The 16,894-nt window shown below is 71.6% G+C and carries 15 protein-coding genes; 9 read left to right on the forward strand and 6 right to left on the reverse strand.

Annotated elements, in window-relative coordinates; all coding sequences use genetic code 11:
- Positions 1–35 precede the first annotated feature (35 nt).
- Both ACIQ7D_RS19875 and ACIQ7D_RS19880 read left to right on the forward strand, forming a co-directional pair.
- The gene (locus ACIQ7D_RS19875; protein ID WP_403939223.1) at positions 36–599 is read left to right on the forward strand and encodes a SigE family RNA polymerase sigma factor; all 564 of its coding nucleotides are present in this window, start codon (positions 36–38) and stop codon (positions 597–599) included.
- The gene (locus tag ACIQ7D_RS19880; RefSeq protein WP_403939225.1) at positions 599–1,447 is read left to right on the forward strand and encodes a hypothetical protein; all 849 of its coding nucleotides are present in this window, start codon (positions 599–601) and stop codon (positions 1,445–1,447) included. The genes ACIQ7D_RS19875 and ACIQ7D_RS19880 overlap by 1 nt, the downstream gene beginning before the upstream one ends.
- 73 nt (positions 1,448–1,520) lie before the next feature.
- Here the strand turns inward: ACIQ7D_RS19880 and ACIQ7D_RS19885 are convergent, their stop codons facing one another.
- Positions 1,521–2,318 carry a peptidoglycan-binding domain-containing protein gene (locus tag ACIQ7D_RS19885; RefSeq protein ID WP_403939227.1) on the reverse strand — a complete coding sequence of 266 codons (798 nt, stop codon included), beginning with the start codon at positions 2,316–2,318 and terminating at the stop codon, positions 1,521–1,523.
- Between the two features lie 275 nt (positions 2,319–2,593).
- Positions 2,594–3,946: a M14 family metallopeptidase gene (locus tag ACIQ7D_RS19890; RefSeq protein ID WP_403939229.1), complete on the reverse strand. Its 1,353-nt coding sequence runs from the start codon at positions 3,944–3,946 to the stop codon at positions 2,594–2,596.
- Between the two features lie 533 nt (positions 3,947–4,479).
- Here ACIQ7D_RS19890 and ACIQ7D_RS19895 point away from each other — a divergent pair.
- From ACIQ7D_RS19895 to ACIQ7D_RS19915, 5 genes are all read left to right on the forward strand, one after another.
- Entirely contained in the window at positions 4,480–4,860 is a 381-nt protein-coding gene (locus ACIQ7D_RS19895) for an MmcQ/YjbR family DNA-binding protein (protein WP_403939231.1), read from the forward strand.
- A gap of 49 nt (positions 4,861–4,909) precedes the next feature.
- Positions 4,910–5,638, forward strand: coding sequence for a ribonuclease H (locus ACIQ7D_RS19900; protein ID WP_403939233.1), 729 nt, complete (start codon positions 4,910–4,912; stop codon positions 5,636–5,638).
- Positions 5,639–5,840: 202 nt separating this feature from the next.
- A complete protein-coding gene (locus ACIQ7D_RS19905; protein WP_403939235.1) occupies positions 5,841–6,128 on the forward strand; it encodes a lactococcin 972 family bacteriocin in 288 nt (95 codons plus the stop codon).
- A gap of 119 nt (positions 6,129–6,247) precedes the next feature.
- A complete protein-coding gene (locus ACIQ7D_RS19910) occupies positions 6,248–8,383 on the forward strand; it encodes a hypothetical protein (RefSeq protein WP_403939237.1) in 2,136 nt (711 codons plus the stop codon).
- On the forward strand, positions 8,380–9,057 hold the full coding sequence (locus tag ACIQ7D_RS19915; protein WP_403939239.1) for an ABC transporter ATP-binding protein: 678 nt from the start codon (positions 8,380–8,382) through the stop codon (positions 9,055–9,057). Before ACIQ7D_RS19910 ends, ACIQ7D_RS19915 begins: the two co-directional genes overlap by 4 nt.
- 155 nt (positions 9,058–9,212) lie before the next feature.
- Here the strand turns inward: ACIQ7D_RS19915 and ACIQ7D_RS19920 are convergent, their stop codons facing one another.
- The 4 genes from ACIQ7D_RS19920 to ACIQ7D_RS19935 form a co-directional block, all read right to left on the reverse strand.
- Positions 9,213–10,361, reverse strand: a complete 1,149-nt coding sequence (locus ACIQ7D_RS19920; RefSeq protein ID WP_403939241.1) for an aromatic ring-hydroxylating dioxygenase subunit alpha — start codon at positions 10,359–10,361, stop codon at positions 9,213–9,215.
- 14 nt (positions 10,362–10,375) lie between these two features.
- Positions 10,376–11,536 (reverse strand): N-methyl-L-tryptophan oxidase, encoded by a 1,161-nt coding sequence (solA, locus tag ACIQ7D_RS19925; RefSeq protein ID WP_403939243.1) that lies wholly within the window; start codon positions 11,534–11,536, stop codon positions 10,376–10,378.
- A gap of 30 nt (positions 11,537–11,566) precedes the next feature.
- Complete coding sequence (locus tag ACIQ7D_RS19930; RefSeq protein WP_403939245.1) at positions 11,567–14,023, reverse strand: FAD-dependent oxidoreductase; 2,457 nt, start codon at positions 14,021–14,023, stop codon at positions 11,567–11,569.
- 370 nt (positions 14,024–14,393) lie between these two features.
- Positions 14,394–15,191: an IclR family transcriptional regulator gene (locus ACIQ7D_RS19935; RefSeq protein WP_403939247.1), complete on the reverse strand. Its 798-nt coding sequence runs from the start codon at positions 15,189–15,191 to the stop codon at positions 14,394–14,396.
- Positions 15,192–15,351: 160 nt separating this feature from the next.
- On the opposite strand from ACIQ7D_RS19935, the gene ACIQ7D_RS19940 reads away from it, so the two are divergent.
- Both ACIQ7D_RS19940 and ACIQ7D_RS19945 read left to right on the forward strand, forming a co-directional pair.
- Positions 15,352–15,693: a bifunctional 3-phenylpropionate/cinnamic acid dioxygenase ferredoxin subunit gene (locus tag ACIQ7D_RS19940; RefSeq protein ID WP_403939249.1), complete on the forward strand. Its 342-nt coding sequence runs from the start codon at positions 15,352–15,354 to the stop codon at positions 15,691–15,693.
- A complete protein-coding gene (locus ACIQ7D_RS19945) occupies positions 15,690–16,859 on the forward strand; it encodes an NAD(P)/FAD-dependent oxidoreductase (protein WP_403939252.1) in 1,170 nt (389 codons plus the stop codon). The genes ACIQ7D_RS19940 and ACIQ7D_RS19945 overlap by 4 nt, the downstream gene beginning before the upstream one ends.
- The last annotated feature ends 35 nt before the right edge of the window (positions 16,860–16,894 follow it).

Raw genomic sequence — 16,894 nt, forward strand, 5'->3', positions numbered from 1 at the left:
CGGTGATCGAGCGGAAGCAGACAAGGAGCGGCATCGTGGGCACTGTCGTCGACGATCCCACCCACGCCGAATTCCATGAGTTCTTCGAGCGGCACTACGCCGAACTCTCGCGACTGGCCTACCTGTTGACCGGCGAGGCCGACACGGCCGACGACCTCGCGTCGGACGCCCTGCTCGCGCTCTGGCACCGCTGGGACCGCGTCAGGGCGGCCGACCACCCCGTCGCATACGCCCGCGGGGTGGTCACGAACCTGGCCAAGTCCCGGATCCGCAGCGCCGTTCGGGAGCGCCGCCGGGTCGCGCTGTTCTGGTCACAGCGCGGTGAGCGGTTCGACGGCCCGGACGTGCCCGCGGTGCTCGACGTACGGACGGCACTGCGGCGCCTGCCCTTCCGTAAACGGGCCTGCGTGGTGCTGCGCCACGCGCTCGACCTCTCGGAACGGGACACGGCGCTCGCTCTCGGCATCTCGGTGGGTACGGTCAAGAGCCAGACCTCCCGGGGTATGGCGGAGCTGCAACGGCTGCTCGGCCCCGGGGCGTCGGCGCAGCGGGTGCATGCCACGGTGGCGGCGGACCGTACCGAAGGAGGCAGGGGCTGATGGTGGACGACGACCTGCCCACGCGATTGCGGGAGGCGGCCGGTGAGCACCGCCCCGACCGGGAGCGCATGCTCGCGCGCGTGGAGCGCGGCATGGCGGGCCCGAGGGCCGTGGGGCGCCCTGCGCAGCCCCTGCGCCCGGCCGGCTGGCCGCGGGTGGCCGTGGTGACGGCAGCGGCGGCCGGCGCCCTCGGCGTGGGGGCGCTCGCGCTCGTCTCCACCCAGGGGACGCCGAACCAGACGGTGGCGGCCTCCCCGGAACCGGCGCGCCCCTCCGCGGAACCCGCCCCGGGCCTCTCGTCCCCGCACGCCCCGGTGGAGCGGTCGCCGAGCCGGAGCCCGGAGGGCCACGCCACGGCCGGGACGTCGCGTCCCGCAGGCCCACCGGAGACGCGGACCTCGCCCGCCGCCCCGGACAACCCCCCGGCCGGTTCGGCCGCCCCCTCGCCGACCCCGGAGAGCGGCTTCCTCCGCTCCGAGGGGGTGGTGGACCCGCACAGCAACGCCTACTGGGCGCAGAGCAACATCACACTCCGGACCGAAAGGCCGCTGACCTCGCTCACCGTGGAACTGCGCGTCGTCGCCACCGGCGGGATCGAGGACGCAGGCTCCTGGCGGTCTTTGCCCGAACAGGACTTCACCCTCTCCGTCCGTGTGCGCGACGGCGCGCTGGTCTACCGGTGGACACTGCGGGACGGCGCGACCGTACCGGCCGGCGAGCATGTTTTCGCGGGCCAGTACAACCACGACGAGGGCGGACGCAACGCCGAGGACGACCGCTACACGGCACGGGCGGTCTCCTCCGGCGAAACCGCCGAGGTGACAGGGGACTTCGCCCCGGGAGGCTGACGGGCCCGGCACCGGCGGGACGCGGGCGGGCCCGGGCGCGGCGTGGTGTGCCGGCCGGCTCGGGCCCGGGCGGTCAGGAGCCGGTACGGGATTCGAGGTCGCGGCGGGTGTCGTCGCCGTAGACTCCGGTCTCGTCGCCCCGGATCCCGTACCAGAGCTGGAACCGGCCGACCGCCTCGGTGAGCACCGTGTCGTACGTGCCGCTGACACTGCCGCCCTCGTACACGTTGGGGATGCGCGACAGTCGCTCCTGCAGATCGCTCACCTCCGGTCCGCTGTCGCCCTCCTGGAGTACGGGGGCGGCCCCGCCCGGGTCGGCGGGTGCGGCGGTCGGCGGTGTTCCGGGCGCCGGGGCCGTGGTGGGCGGCGCGGTCGGGGACGGGAACGGGGAGGAGGCGGGCGGCTCGGCAGCCTCGCTCGTACCCTCCGAGCCGCCCCAGGTGAGCAGTAGCGCGACCCCGAAGCCCACCACCCCGGCGCCGGCCACGCCGAGGAAGGCGGTGAACCGGGCGCTGCGGCCCGTCGTGGTGTTCCACCCGGTCTCGCCCGACGGTGCGGGAACGGGCGGCAACTCCTCGGTGTCCGTGGTGTCCTGGGAGGAATCGGAGGCCGTATGCCCCCTGCGGAAGTCCCAGGAATCCGACGGCTTCGGTGAACTCGGCGGCTTCGTCGGTCCGGACGGCTTCGCGCCCAGCGGTACGTTTTCCCAGCCCTCGCCGCGGCCGTCCTCCGGGTCGTCGGTGCCGGTGTCCTCCGGGCGGAAGAGCTCGGTGAAGTCGGAGAGCGCGCGGGGCCGCCGGCGGCGTATGACATGCGTCGGTTCCAGCACCGTACGTCGCCCGGGCCGCGTGGGATCGGATGGCTCCGTCACGCCCGCCTCCTTCACCGCTTGCCTGACTGTCCGTTCGGATCGGGACGCTACCCCGATCGCCCGGGACATGTGTGCGAATGGCGTCAAGTGGCGGGTGAGGCAGAACACTTGGCCGGTGCTGAACGCACGGGCGGCGCACCCTCCGGCTCCGCGCACAGCAGCCGCGGGTACGCGACAGCGGCGCCCCCGGTAGTGCGGGGACGCCCCTGCGCGCTCCGGTCCGGTCATGTCGTCAGCGGCACGGCGGCCGTGCGGACGCCGTCACCCGGACGCCGTCAGCAGTACTGCGACTCCTTGCCGATGGAGCGGTACATGCAGTCCGCGTTCTCCAGGAGTTGCAGCACCGCGTCGCGGTTCCTGCTGGTCTCCCGGGTGATCACCTCGTCGGGCGGATAGAAGCCACCACCCGAACTCGACGACGGATACATCTCGAAGGTGTACGCGAAGACCTTGTGCGTACCCCACAGCCAGTCGTCGATCGAACCGTCCGTGATGTACAGGTCGCTGGACTGCTCCGGGGTGTAGCCGTTGCTCGCGGCCATCTTGCGCCCCACGGTGGCGAACGCGTCGCGGTCGTCCGCGGTCATCCCGGTGGTGGTGTCCGCGGTGGTGTAGCCGAAGGGCCACAGCACCAGCTCGCTGTAGGTGTGGAAGTCGATCGCCGCCTTGATCTGCTGGGTGCCGCCGACGACCCTGCTCCGTACGAAGTCCGCGACGACCTTCACCTCGGGCGCGGACTCGGCGGCGGCGCCCCGGTAGGTCTCGGACGAGGCGCTGCCCGAGGAGCCGCCGCAGCAGCCCCACCGGTAGGCCCAGTTGCGGTTCAGGTCCGTACCGACCGCGCTGGACGAGGAGTTGGGCTGGCGGTTCTTGCGCCAGCTCCGGTACGAGCCGGTGGCGATGTCGTACTCCCCGCCGTCCGGGTTGAGATCCGGCACGATCCAGATCTCGCGGCTGTTCACGATGCTGGTGACGCGCGAGTCGGTGCCGTATCCGGAGGTCAGGTTCTTCAGCAGGTACAGCGCCATCTCGACGGTGAGGTGCTCACGTGCGTGCTGGTGGTGGGTGAACAGGACTTCGGGCTCGTTCTCGTCGGTGGCGGCATTGTCGCTGATCTTGATGGCGACGATGTCGCGGCCCTGGTACGAGGTACCGATGACCCGCCGGCTCACGATCCCGGGGTTGGCCGCGATGACGGAGCTGATCTCGCTCGTCATCTCGGCGTAGTTGTGGTACGACGAGTCGGCCGAGGGGAAGTCGAAGGGCACGGCGTCCGCCCCGGCGGAGCGGTCGGGCACGGTGCCCAGCGGAGTGGGGTCGTACCCCAGCGCGCGCAGCTTCCGTACCTCGGCGGCGCGGGCGGAGACGACCACGCTCTCGCTGTCCGACTCGTCGATGGTCACACCGGTCGCGGCGAGCGCCGTACGCGTGGCGGAGGTGGTGTGCGCCCGGATCTCGTACTGCTGAAGGTCCTCGGCGGCGGCCGCTCTGGCCGCGGCGGCCGAAGGGGTGTCGCCGGCTCCGCTGGCCGTCGCGCCGGCGCCGAGAGCGAGGGCGAGCGCGAGGGCGGTGAGGGTCACGGTCCGTCTGCGGCGGACGGCGCCGCTTCCGCGGATGCGCAGTCGCATGGGGGGCTCCTGGGTGTGGTGGTGTGGGGGAGCGGGAGCGGTGAGGCTCCTCGGGCGGTGGTGCGTCGTGGCTCCGCCCGTGTGCGGGACATCCTGAAGGTGTGGCATGCCCCGGTCAAGGGTGCGAATGAGGCAACTCCGGCCGCGTTGGTGTGGCGGTACTGTTGCGGTGCGGACGGCGCCCAGTTGAGGACCGTGTCCTGGTGGGCGATGCACCGGTCGCTGCGGACGATCTGCCGGTCGCCCTGCGCGTTGACGGCCACCGCCTGTGTGTCGGTGATCTCCGGGTGCTTGGACCTCAGCCAGGTTCTGGACGGTCACCCCGGTGACGGTGAGATCGCTCGCGGAGAAGGTCGCGGTGGCGCTGCCCGCGGTGCCGTACGCCGACCCGTCGGGCTTCTTGGTCCCGAGGCGTTGTCGTAGGTGATCACGACGTCCTCGGCAATGCCGGTGGCGCCCTTGATCGTCGCCGGCGCCCGCGTCCGTCCCTTCGTACCGCCTGGTTGTCAGTGCCCCCGTCTACGCTGACGTGTGTGATTGATTCCGACGATGTCCGCCGTATCGCGCTGTCCCTGCCGGAGACGGTGGAGAAGGAAGCCTGGTCCATGCCGACCTTCCGGGTGGCGGGAAAGATGTTCATCACGGTCCCGGACGACGAGACCTCGTTCGCGGTCCGCTGCCCCCGGTACGAGCGGGCGGAGCTGATCGCCGCCGAGCCGGAGAAGTTCTGGGTGCCGGCCCACGAGGCGGCCTCCGCGTGGGTCCGGGTACGGCTGCGCGCCCTGGACGATCTCGACGAGCTGTACGACATCCTGGTGGACTCCTGGAAGCAGGCGGCCCCGCCGCGCCTCCTGGAAACCTTCCCTGCCCCGGGTCCAGGCTCCGGATCAGCCCCCGGCCCCGGGACCGGCTGACCCGGGCCGCCCGCCCGGGGGCCCCGCGCCCGGCGGGCCGGAGCCTGGCATGATCTGCGGCATGGCTGAACGTGTGATCGCCGCGTGTGACGGCGCGTCGAAAGGAAATCCCGGGCCCGCCGGCTGGGCCTGGGTCGTCGCCGACGGCGAGGAGACCCCCGTCCGCTGGGAGGCGGGCCCCCTGGGCACGGCGACCAACAACGTCGCGGAACTCACCGCCCTGGAGCGGCTGCTGACCGCCACGGACCCCGAGGTCGCGCTGGAGATCCGGATGGACTCCCAGTACGCGATGAAGGCCGTCACTACCTGGCTGCCCGGCTGGAAGCGCAAGGGCTGGAAGACCGCCTCGGGCAAGCCGGTCGCCAACCAGGAGCTGGTCGCCCGGATCGACGCGCTGCTCGGCGACCGGTCCGTGGAGTTCCGCTACGTCCCCGCGCACCAGGTCGACGGCGACCGGCTCAACGACTTCGCCGACCGTGCCGCGAGCCAGGCGGCGCTCGCCCAGCGCGCCGCGGGCAGCGAACACGGTTCCCCGCAGCCCCCGGCCGCGCCCGACACCGTACGGTCGTCAGGTGCCCGGGGGGCCGGTTCCTCCCGTACGGGGACGGCGGCGAAGGCGGGCGGCAAACCCGCGGCGAAGTCCGGGTCGCGCAGGACCCTCAACGCCAAGTTCCCGGGCCGCTGCCGCTGCGGACGCTCCTACGCGGCGGGCGAGTCCATCGCCAAGAACCCCGACGGCTGGGGCCACCCGGCCTGTGCCACCGCCTCCGCCGTCTGAGCCGCCCCGGGAGGTCGTCTCTCACCAAGTGGCCGCAGCGGCTTGCCGGTTGAGCCATGAACTCGGTGAACTCCAGTTCGTTTTCGGCCACCCTGTGACCTGATCATCACTTCCTGCTACCGCGATCTGCTGCGAAGATTCTCGACGTTCAAGATCGTTCGGCCCTGCAACGCACATTCCTTGTCGAAAAGGTGGGTTGATGATGAGCCTCAAGCGCGCAGTCAAGATGGCGGCCGTGTCCACGGCACTGGTGGTGGCCGGTGCCACTCCCGCGCTGGCGACCGTGATCAGCATCGGGGGCGGCACCTGGGACTACGGGGCGGGCACCGCCATCGTCTGGTCGGACTACTACCACGGCTCCAAGTGCCACGGTTCGACCTCGGTCGGCAAGTACATCGACAGCGACGAGGAAGCAGCCGGCGGCTGGTCCCTCACACAGGCCGAGGTCGCGCTGTCGGGGAACGAGAGCTACTACAGAACGAGCTGCTGACCCACTGGCAGCATGCGTAGCGTGCCCCCGAGGAGCCGCGTTCCACGCGGCCCTCGGGGGTTTCGCGCGCTCTCCACCACCTGGCCGGTCGATCTCACCCATAGCTTTGTAGGACACGCATGCTGCATCGTGGCGTCACGTTCGCCCACGCCGTCATCCTGGCGTTCTCCGCCCTGTTCTCCTTCCTGTTCCTGAAGAGCTTCGAAGACCAGTGGGCCCTGGGCTACGACGCGGTCGTCCAAGTCGGCGAGTCCCGTGACACCAGCACCAGCCGCGCCGTCGGCGAAGCCCTCGACGCCTTCGCCCGCGACCACGACGTCACCGTCGGCCGTCAGGAACCCGACCTGAAGCGTCCCGACCGGAGCCGGTATCTCTACCTGACGCCGACCGGCCCCCGGGCCGGCTGGCTCGACAGCGGTTACCCGGCCTTCAGCCCCGGGCAGCTCACCACCACGCGCCCGCTGTCCGATCTCTCGAACCGCGACCCCCGCGGCCTCTACTACCTCTTCGGCGATTCCGGCACCGTCGGGCCCTTCATCAAGCTGCTGGAGGAGCACGGTCTCACCGCCCGGCATGTCCGGCCCGCCTCCGTCGAACAGGTCTCCTTCGCGTACGGCGGCGGAGCCCTGGCCCGTTCCCTGATCGTCATCGCCCTCGTCTGCGTCACCATGACCGGGGCCGGTGTGCTGCTCAACGCCAAGTCGTACGGGGTGCTGCGCCTCCAGGGCATGTCGCTGCCCGGGATCCTCGCCCGTGACCTGCTCCGGCTCGCCCGCTTCTGGGGGGCCTTCCTCTCGGTCCTGGTGATCGGGACGACCGCCCTGCTGGCCTGGTACAACCACCTGGCCTGGTTCGGTCTGTTCACCGCCCTCACCGCGGCGACGGCCGCCGCCTTCACCGCCCTCACCCTCGCCACCCACGCGGGGATGCTCGCCCTGACCGCGCGCTCCGGCACCCTGGCCGCCCTCAAGGGCGAGATACCCGCCCGCTCCACGGCCGTCGCCACCTACCTCGTCCGCGTGCCCGCCCTGCTGCTCGCCCTGGGCATCGCGGCCTCGGTCCTCCAAGCCGGACAGGACCTGACCCGGCGGCAGGACACCTTCGCGCGGTACGAGCAGGCCGGGCAGGCCTCCTCCGTACGGTTCAACGGCTACCTGGGAGCCGCCGACTCCCTGCGGAGACTCGAAGCGAAGGTCGGCCCCTGGCTGCGCGCGGCCGACGCGGACGGCGAACTCGTCCTGGCCGGCCGGAAGGACATCCGGAGATCCCGGGACGGGCAGAACATTCCGGTGGACGGCCTGATGGTCGTCAACAGGACCTTCCTCGACCATCAGAAGATCCTCGGCCCGGACGGCCGCCGCTACGCGCGCGCCGCCGCCGAGGAGAACCCGGGCAGCACCGGGAAGAGCCCGGGCGGCAGCGGAGACGCGCAGCGGATCCTGCTGCTGGTCCCGCAGCATCTCGCCGCCCACACCGCTGAGCTCAAGGCGATGGTGCCGGGCCTGGTCAGCCCTCCTGATCCGGACCGGATCACGCCCGCGATGATCGCGGTCCTCCCCACCGCCGACAATCAGGAGATCTTCACCTACAACGCCCGCGGCAGCTACCGCCCCGGGCAGGACCGGCGCGCGGACGACTCGTCCCTCACCGACCCCGTGATCGTCGTCGTCCCCAACGGCGCCGACTACATCAGCGACAAGGGCTACACCGCCTACGCCTCCCAGCGGAGCATCGTCTTCCCGGATCCCGCCGACATCACCGCCGGTATCGACGCGCGCGACCTGCACAGCGAGGTCATCGCCGTCAGCCCCGTCGCGGGCGACGCCGCCCAGGCGATCCGTGAGATCACCGCCGATTTCCGGCTCCAGCTCTTCAACCTGGCCATCGCGCTCGCCGTCCTGTTCGTCACGGGCGTCGGCGTGGTCATCGTCCACACCCGCAAGAACGCGCAGCGCATCTTCGCCCGGCACCTCCACGGCTGGACCTTCACCAGCACCCACCGCGCCCTGCTGGCCGCCGAGGCGGCGATCGTCGCGCTGCTCGCCTCCTGGATACCGCTCCAGGTCTGGCAGAACAACCAGGGCCTCGCACGGTACGAGGCACTCGGCATCCCCGCCCCGCGCCCCCCGATGACGGTCACCGGCCTGGACCTGACCGTCATCACCGGCCTGGTCGCGGTCGAGATCACCGCCACCCTGGCCGTCCTGGCCTTCTTCCACCGTCGCATCATCAAGGAAGGATCCACCGAAGCGTGATCGACATCGCCGGGCTGTCCAAGTCCTTCGGCACCCGAGTGCTCTGGCAGGACCTGACCTTCACCATCGAGGCCGGGCGGATGCTCGCGCTGACCGGACCCAGCGGATCCGGCAAATCAACCCTCCTCAACTGCCTCGGGCTCCTCGACACCCCCACCACGGGCACCATGCGCCACCACGACCGGGACCTCACCGGGCTCGGCGCCCGCAAGACCCGTATCTACCGCCGCGACACCCTCGGTTACCTCTTCCAGAACTACGCCCTGATCGACAACGCCACCATCGCCGACAACCTCGGCATCGCCGTCCGGCCCGCCCGGAACCGGGGCAGGACCCTGCCCGCGCCGTCCCCCGCCGAGGCACTGGAACGGGTCGGTCTCGCCGGGCGCGAGAAGGACATCGTCCACCGGCTCTCGGGCGGCGAACAGCAGCGCGTGGCCCTCGCGCGCCTCATCGTCAAACAGCCCGCCCTCGTCCTGGCCGACGAGCCCACCGGCGCACTCGACATCGACAACACCCATATGGTCATCGACACCCTGCGCACCCTGGCCGACAGCGGCTGCGCCGTGGTGATCGCCACCCATGACCCCGTCGTCAGGGACCTGTGCGACAGCGTCCTCGATGTAGGGACATCCACCACCCCCACGCCCGTCAAGGAGATCAGCGCCCCATGAACCCTCGCCTGACCTGGTCCATCGTGGCTGTCGTCGCGCTGGCCGCCGCCGTTCTGCTCCTCTACGGCACTCACGCGCTGACGATCGTCCAGCGCCTGGTCCTCAGCCTGTTCTGAGACGAGCCGCCGGTACGGCCGGGCCGACGGGGCGGCCCGTCAGCCCGGCCGGTCCGCCAGCCGCTCCGTCACCCAGTGGTGGAAGGCGCCGATGTGGTGCTCCGAGGGGACGAGCACACCGCCCTCGTGGTAGACCCGGGAGCTCATCCCCGGCTGGGTGCGCTCACAGGCGTCGAAGTCCTGGACGTTGACCCGGTGGAACAGCTCCACCGACGTGGACAGGTCCTCGCCCCGGGCCACCACCTCCGGGGCGTACAGCCAGTCGCACTCGACGACCGTACGGTCCGCGGCGATCGGGAACATCCGGTGCAGGATCACATGGTCGGGAACCAGATTGACGAAGACGGCCGGCTTCACGGTGATCGCGTAGTAGCGCCGGTCCTGCTCCTCGGCGATCGAGGGCAGCCGGCCGGGGCCCGCACTGCCGTCCACCGTGAAGCCCAGCGCCTGCGGCGCGAACCGAGCGCCGTGTCCCACGTAGTACTGGGCGGCGAAGCCCTCCGCGAACTCCGGCAGGATCTCGGTGAGTTCGGGGTGGATCGTGGCGCAGTGGTAGCACTCCATGAAGTTCTCGACGATGAGTTTCCAGTTGGCCCGCACGTCGTACGTGATGCGCCTGCCGAGCGCCAGCTCCTCCGTGCGGTAGCGCTCGATGGACGCCGTGTCGCCCAGCCGCTCCACCGCCGCCCCCAGCACCGTGTCCTCGAAGGACGGCGGCTCCTCGGCCAGGCAGAGCCACGCGTACCCCAGCCACTCCCGCAGCGCGACCGGCCGCAGCCCGTACGCGACCCGGTCGACGTCCGGCATCCTCACCAGGTTGGGCGCCGCGATCAGCTTCCCGTCCAGGTCGTAGGTCCAGGCGTGGTACGGACACTGGAGGTTGCGGCGCACCTGCCCCGACTCCTCCGTGCACAGCCGGGCTCCCCGGTGCCGGCACACATTGAGGAAGGCGCGCAGCTCACCCCTTCTGTTGCGGGTGACGAGCACCGACTCGCGGCCGATCCGTACGGTACGGAACGCGCCGGGCCCGGTGAGATCGGAGCCGCGCACCGCGCAGAACCAGAGCGACTCGAAGATCCTCTCCTGCTCCAGCGCGAAGATCCCGGGGTCGGTGTAGGAGTGGCCGGGAAGCGTGGCGATCAGGCTCGGGGCCGTGCCGCTCTCCACGGACGGGGGCGTGGTCGTCATGGCGGTTCTGCCTCTCAGGCGGCCGCGCCGGAGAGCCGGCGCGGATCGAACAGCTCGATGGGGTGACGGGTGGCGCCGGTGAGCGCGAGATCCGCGACGATCTCACCCACCACGGGGACGAACTTGAAGCCGTGCCCGGAGAAACCGCAGGCCACGACCACCGCCGCCGGGTGCGCCGGATGCCGGGCGATGACGAAGTGCTCGTCGGGGGTGTTGGAGTACATGCAGGTCGCCGCCTGCTGGAAGGTGCCTGGCAGGGACGGGATGTGGCGGCGCATGTGCGCGGCCATCGCCTCGATCTCCTCCTCGCGCACCGTCCGGTCGATGGTCCCCGGGGTGCACACCGCGCCCTTGCGGAAGAAGGCGACCTTGGCGCCGCCGCCGGGGCCGTCGATCGCGGGGAAGCCGTACACCTGCACACCGTCCCCGTCCTCCCAGATGTAGATGGGATGGTGCTCGGGGAGGAAGGGCGCGACGCCGCCCTCCGGCCGGAACCAGTACATGACCTGCCGCTCGATGGTGAACGGCACACCCAGGTCCGCCAGCAGCTCCGGCGCCCACGCGCCCGGGCAGATCACCAACTGGCCCGCGGTGTACACGGCCTCGGGGGTGTGCACCCGTACGCCCGCGCCGCCCGGCAGCTCCTCCCAGCGGATCACCGGCTCCTCGAAACGCAGCTCCGCGCCTGCCCGGGCGGCCAGTTGGACATGGGCGGCGACCGTGTTCTCCGGGCGCACCAGGCCCGCCCGCGCCTCGAACAGGGCGACCTCGTCGTCGCGCGGCGTCAGCGTCGGGAAGCGGCGCCGGATCTCCCGCGCGTCGAGCATCTCGTGCGGGAGGTCCCACTGGAGCGCCGAGCGCAGCGACCCCGACACGGCGAGGCTGTCCGGGCGGCCCACCATCACACCGCCGCACAACGTCGCCACCTCGCGCCCGGTGTCCCGCTCCAGCCGCTCGTACAGCTCGTAACTGCGCAGCAGCAGCGGCACATACGCCGGGTCCTCGAAGTAGGACTGCCGGGTGATCCGTGAACCGCCGTGGCTGGAGCCCCGGTTGTGGACCGGGCCGAACCTCTCCAGACCCAGCACCCGGACGCCGCGCGCCGCGAGATGGTAGGCGGCGGCCGAGCCCATACCGCCGAGTCCGAGGACGATCACGTCGTACGTCGGTGCCATGTGTGCTCCTCCGGGGAAGGGCTGTTCGGGTCAGCGGCGGATACGGGACATGCCCGGGTCGAACAGCGGCTCCTCGGCGACCGTCGCCGGGACCTTCTCACCGAAGTACTCCACGGACACGGCCGTCCCCGGCACGGCGTGCGCCGCGGGCAGCCAGGCGTACGCCACGGTCCTGCCGACCGTGTAGCCGTACCCGGCGCTGGTGACGTACCCGAGGGCCGAACCGTCCACGTACACCGGCTCCTTGCCGAGCACCACCGCGGCCGGATCGTCCAGTGTCAGACAGACCAGTCTGCGCCCGGGGGCCTGCGCCGCACGGTCCGCGAGCGCGTCCCGGCCGGTGAAGTCGCCCTTGTCCATCCGGACGGCGAAGCCGAGGCCCGCCTCGTACGGGTCGTGCTCGGTCGTCATGTCCCGGCCCCAGGCGCGGTATCCCTTCTCCAGCCGGAGACTGTCGAAGGCGCCGCGCCCGGCGGCGATCACCCCGAGGTCCCGCCCGGCTTCCCACAGGGTGTCCCACAAGCGCGGCCCGGTGTCGGCGCCGGTGTACAGCTCCCAGCCCAGCTCACCGACGTAGCTCAGCCGCAGCGCGGTCACCGGCACGTCCCCGATCCAGGTGCGCCCGGCCCGGAAGTAGCCGAACGCCTGATGCGAGAAGTCGTCGCGGGTCAGCGGCTGCACCAGCGCGCGGGCGAGCGGACCCCAGACCCCGACGCAGCAGGTGCCGGAGGTGACATCCCTGACCAGCACGTCGTCCGGTGCGTGCCGCAGCAGCCAGTCGAGGTCCTGGCCGCTGTTGGCGCCGACCTGGAAAAGCCGCTCCCCAAGGCGCGCGACGGTCAGATCGCTGCGGATCCCGCCGGCCTCGTCCAGCAGCAGGGTGTACGTGACCGCCCCCGTTTTCCTCGCGAGCTGGTTGGTGGTCATCCGCTGGAGGAAGTCCAGGGCCCCGGCGCCGGTGACCTCCAGCCGCCGCAGCGGTGTCATGTCGTACAGGGCGACCCTCTCGCGGGTGGCGCGCGCCTCCGCCGCCACGATCGGCGACCAGTACCTGGCCGACCAGGCGTCGCGGGCGGGGAGGTCCACCGAGGCGGCGAGCGGCGCGTTCGCCTCGTACCAGTGCGGCCGTTCCCACCCGCCGCTCTCCAGGAACACGGCACCGAGCTCCCGCTGGCGGGCGTAAAAGGGCGAGACGCGCAGCGGCCGGGGCCGCTCGGCGGGCTGGAGCGGATGGACGATGTCGTACACCTCGGCGAACTGCCGCGCGCCGCGCTCGGCCACATAGCCGGGGGAGAGCTGGACGTCCTCGAAGCGGTGGAGATCGCACTCGTGGACGTCGACCGAGGGCCGCCCGTCGGTCAGCCACTCGGCGACGGCCTTCGCCACCCCGGCCGAGTGGGTCACCCATACGGCCTCGGCCAGCCAGAATCCGCGCAGCTCACGGGTTTCACCGAGGACCGGCATCCCGTCGGAGGTGAAGGAGAAGACCCCGTTGAAGCCCTCCTCGACCCGGGACGCGGCGAGCGCGGGCAGCAGCCGGACGGACCGCTCCCAGCCGCGGGCGAAGTCGTCCCCGGTGAAGGCGAGCGAGGACGGCATGACCTCGGCGTCGTCGTACGCGGGCAGGGTGAACGGGTCGACGGGCAGCGGCCGGTGGTCGTACGAGCCGATACCGATCCGGTCGGTGTGCTCGCGGAAGTAGAGATCGGCGTCCTGGAAGCGCAGGATCGGCCGGCCGGCCTCGGTACGCGGATCGTTGACGCCCGCCAGCTCGGGCAGCGGCGCGGTTCTCACATACTGGTGGGCCAGCGGCAGCAGCGGTACGGGCACCCCGGCCAGCTCGCCGACGACCGGCCCCCAGAAGCCCGCCGCCGAGACCACGACATCGGCGGGGAAGCCGCCCCGGTCGGTGACGACCCCGGTGACCCGGCCGTCCGCCCGCTCGATCCCGGTGACGGTGTGCCGCTCCAGGAAGCGCGCGCCGCGCTGCTGAGCCCGGCGGGTCTGCGCCCGGCAGGCGAGCACGGCGCGGACCAGACCGTCGCCGGGGGTGTGGAAGCCGCCGAGCACCTGCCCGGGGTCGAGCAGCGGCCACAACTCGGCGCACCGCTCGGGAGTGATCAGCTCGCCGTCCACGCCCCAGGAGGCGGCGTAACCGGCCTTGCGGTGCAGATCGGCCCACCGCTCGGGGGTCGTGGCGACCTCCAGACCGCCCACCCGGTGGTAACAGGGCAGTCCGTCGACGTCGAGCCCGGCGAACTTCTCGGCCGTGTACGTGGCGAACGCGGTCATGGTCTTCGAGGGGTTGGTCCGGAACACCAGGCCGGGGGCGTGCGACGTGGAGCCGCCGGGCGCGGGCAGCGGGCCCTGCTCCAGTACGGTGACATCGCTCCAGCCGCGGGCGGTCAGCTCGTCGGCGAGGGAGCAGCCGACGATGCCGGCCCCGATGATGACAACGCGCGCTGCGGGGTCAAGCGTGCGGGACATACCCCTCCTCGGATCGGTGCGTTCAGGGGTGTGCGCTGTGCGGGCTCATGGAAGACGCGGGGGGTGCGAGACGTACGGCGTGTACGCGGCGGTGCGAGGGCACGGCGGGGCTGTGGCCGGACAGCGGGCACCGGCCACACCACCCCGCCTCTTGTTGCGCGGTGCAGTGCGTGTTGCGCTATGTGAGACATCCTGAGAACGGCGGCAGGGAGTGTCAAGGGCGCCCGGTTAATGCCAGGTAAAGGCCCCCGGGGAAGCGCTGCTCACCGGTCCCGACACGGCCCGGGGCAAAATCTGACGCCACGTCAGCCGCACTGTCGGACGCCTCCGTTCGGGCGCCCTGTCGGACTCCTCCCGCCGGGCGGCGGTCTCAGACGCTGTGCCCCATACGGCGCGACAGTTCCTGGGCCGCCTCCACCACCTTCTTCACCGTCCCCGGCAGCGAGTCACCGGTCATGCGGTAGGCGGGCCCCGACACCCCGATCGCCCCGATGACCGAGCCGTCGAACGCCCTGACCTCGGCCCCGACGGCGTTCAGCCCGCTCTCCAGCTCCTCCGTCGTGCAGGCGTACCCCTGCTCGACCACGGCCACCAACTCCGCCCGCAGCGCGGCCCGGTCGGTGACCGTCCGCTCGGTGAAGCGGGTGGGCGGGTCCGCGAGCAGCGCCTCGCGTCGCTCCTGCGGCAGATGGGCCATCAGCACCTTGCCGGTCGCCGTCGCGTGCAGCGCGAAGCGCCGCCCCAGCCAGTTGTGCGCGGTGACCGCGGCGGGGCCGCGCGCCTGCATGATGTTGACCGCCGCGTCGCTGTCCAGGATCGCGATGTTGGCCGTCTCGCCGGTCTCCTCCGCCAGCGTCCTGATGACCCCGACGCCCTCCTGGGATATGTCCAGACGCAGCGCCGCCGCCCCGGCCAGACGCAGCACACCCGCGCCGAGGTAGTACTTCCCGCGGTCCTTCTCCTGGCCGACCAGCCCCCGGTTCTCCAACACCCCGAGCAGCCGGAACGCGGTCGACTTGTGGACGCCCAACTCGTCGGCGATGTCGGTGACTCCGGCCTCCCCGTGCTGCGCCAGGATCTCCAGCACGCTCACCGCCCGGTCGACCGACTGCACGGACCCCGAAGGCCCCCGCTTTCCCTCGTTCGTCTCTTCAGTTGTGTCCGCCATGTTCCCGATCCCATCCACCGGGCGTCCCGATCCGGCCGTCGTGTTCCGGAATTTCTGGAAGCCCTTGACGGCCGGGCGTTCGGCCAGGATTCTGTTGCGCATCGCGCCTCGCGATGCGTCATGAACAACCGTACGATATTGATTCGCGTGAGGGGGGCCTGTGATTCCCGTCTGCCGCCTTGAAGATCTGCCGGAGGGCGAAGCCGTACGTGTCGATACGGAACCACCCATCGCCGTGTTCCACACCGAGGGCGCGTTCTACGCGATCGACGACACCTGCACGCACCAGGATGCCTCCCTTTCCGAGGGCTGGGTCGAGAACTGCCAGGTCGAATGTCCGCTGCACGCCGCCTCGTTCGATCTTCGCACCGGTGCGCCGAGTTGCCTGCCCGCGCGCAGGCCCGTCCGAACCCACCGGGTCGAGATCGTCGACGGTGTCCTCTGCGTCCTGCCGGCCGTGGCGGCCGTCGCCGTGACCGTCGCCGAGGGCAGCACCGTATGAGGTCGGTCGCCGTGATCGGCGGCTCGCTCTCCGGGCTCCACGCCGTACGCGCGCTGCGCGACCAGGGGTACGACGGGCGGATCACCGTGATCGGCGAGGAGAGTCACCAGCCGTACGACCGGCCTCCGCTCTCCAAACGGTTCCTCACCGAGGAGAGGGAGCCCGCCCCCGAGGGGCTGCTCGAACCGGAGGACGAGAGCGCGCTCGACGTCGAGTGGATCCTCGGCGAGCGCGCCACGCGCCTCGACCCGCGGGCACGCGAGGTCACCCTGGCCGGTGGCCGCCCGGTCAGGGCCGACGGCTTCGTCCTCGCCACCGGCGCCGCCGCCCGTACCCTCCCCGGTTCAACAGGGCGGCCACCGAGCGGCGTTCACACCCTGCGCACCCTCGACGACGCCCGGGCGCTGCGGGCCGAACTGCACGCGGGACCACGCCAGGTGGTGGTGATCGGCGCGGGCTTCATCGGCGCCGAAGTCGCCTCCTCCTGCCGGGGACTCGGCCATGACGTCACCGTGGTCGAGGCGGCGGCGATGCCGCTCCTTCCCCAGCTCGGCGCCGAGATGGCGGGGGCGCTCGCCGCGCTGCACGGCCCGCGCGGTACACGACTGCTGTGTGGCGCGGGGGTGGTGGCGCTGCGCGGCCGTACCCGGGTGGAGTCCGTGGAACTGGCCGACGGGCGCACACTCCCGGCCGAGGTGGTCGTCGTCGGCATCGGTGTCACACCGCGCACCGACTGGCTGGCCGGCTCCGGACTCGCCGTGGACGACGGTGTGCTCTGTGACGCGGGGTGCGCGACCGGCGCGCCGCATGTCGTCGCCGTCGGCGATGTCGCCCGGGTCCACCGGCCGGAACTCGGCGCCCATGTACGGGCCGAACACTGGACCAGCGCGGTCGAGCAGCCGGTCGTGGCCGTCCGTAACCTCCTCGCGGGGCGCACAGTCGACACGTACACGGGACGTCCCTACTTCTGGTCCGACCAGTACGGGATACGCGTACAGTTCGCCGGCCGCCGCGCGCCGACCGACACGGTACGCGTCCTGGAGGGCGAACCGGCCCTGGGCGACTTCCTCGCGGTGTACGAACGCGACGGCAGACCCACGGCCGTCCTCTCCGCGAACCGCCCCCGGCCCTTCACCCGGCTGCGCCGCGCACTCGCCCGCGTGTGAGGCCGCCCCTGGTGCCGGAGCGGCCGCCGCGGTTA

The sequence above is a fragment of the Streptomyces sp. NPDC096310 genome (assembly GCF_044763125.1).
Taxonomy (GTDB): Bacteria; Actinomycetota; Actinomycetes; order Streptomycetales; family Streptomycetaceae; genus Streptomyces.

What these genes read in the sequence shown, in the direction of transcription:
- ACIQ7D_RS19880 (WP_403939225.1), top strand. Translation starts at nt 599, where the DNA reads ATGGTGGACGACGACCTGCCCACGCGATTGCGGGAGGCGGCCGGTGAG.
- ACIQ7D_RS19890 (WP_403939229.1), bottom strand. Translation starts at nt 3,946, where the DNA reads ATGCGACTGCGCATCCGCGGAAGCGGCGCCGTCCGCCGCAGACGGACC.
- ACIQ7D_RS19900 (WP_403939233.1), top strand. Translation starts at nt 4,910, where the DNA reads ATGATCTGCGGCATGGCTGAACGTGTGATCGCCGCGTGTGACGGCGCG.
- ACIQ7D_RS19905 (WP_403939235.1), top strand. Translation starts at nt 5,841, where the DNA reads ATGAGCCTCAAGCGCGCAGTCAAGATGGCGGCCGTGTCCACGGCACTG.
- ACIQ7D_RS19910 (WP_403939237.1), top strand. Translation starts at nt 6,248, where the DNA reads ATGCTGCATCGTGGCGTCACGTTCGCCCACGCCGTCATCCTGGCGTTC.
- ACIQ7D_RS19920 (WP_403939241.1), bottom strand. Translation starts at nt 10,361, where the DNA reads ATGACGACCACGCCCCCGTCCGTGGAGAGCGGCACGGCCCCGAGCCTG.
- solA (WP_403939243.1), bottom strand. Translation starts at nt 11,536, where the DNA reads ATGGCACCGACGTACGACGTGATCGTCCTCGGACTCGGCGGTATGGGC.
- ACIQ7D_RS19930 (WP_403939245.1), bottom strand. Translation starts at nt 14,023, where the DNA reads ATGTCCCGCACGCTTGACCCCGCAGCGCGCGTTGTCATCATCGGGGCC.
- ACIQ7D_RS19935 (WP_403939247.1), bottom strand. Translation starts at nt 15,191, where the DNA reads ATGGCGGACACAACTGAAGAGACGAACGAGGGAAAGCGGGGGCCTTCG.
- ACIQ7D_RS19945 (WP_403939252.1), top strand. Translation starts at nt 15,690, where the DNA reads ATGAGGTCGGTCGCCGTGATCGGCGGCTCGCTCTCCGGGCTCCACGCC.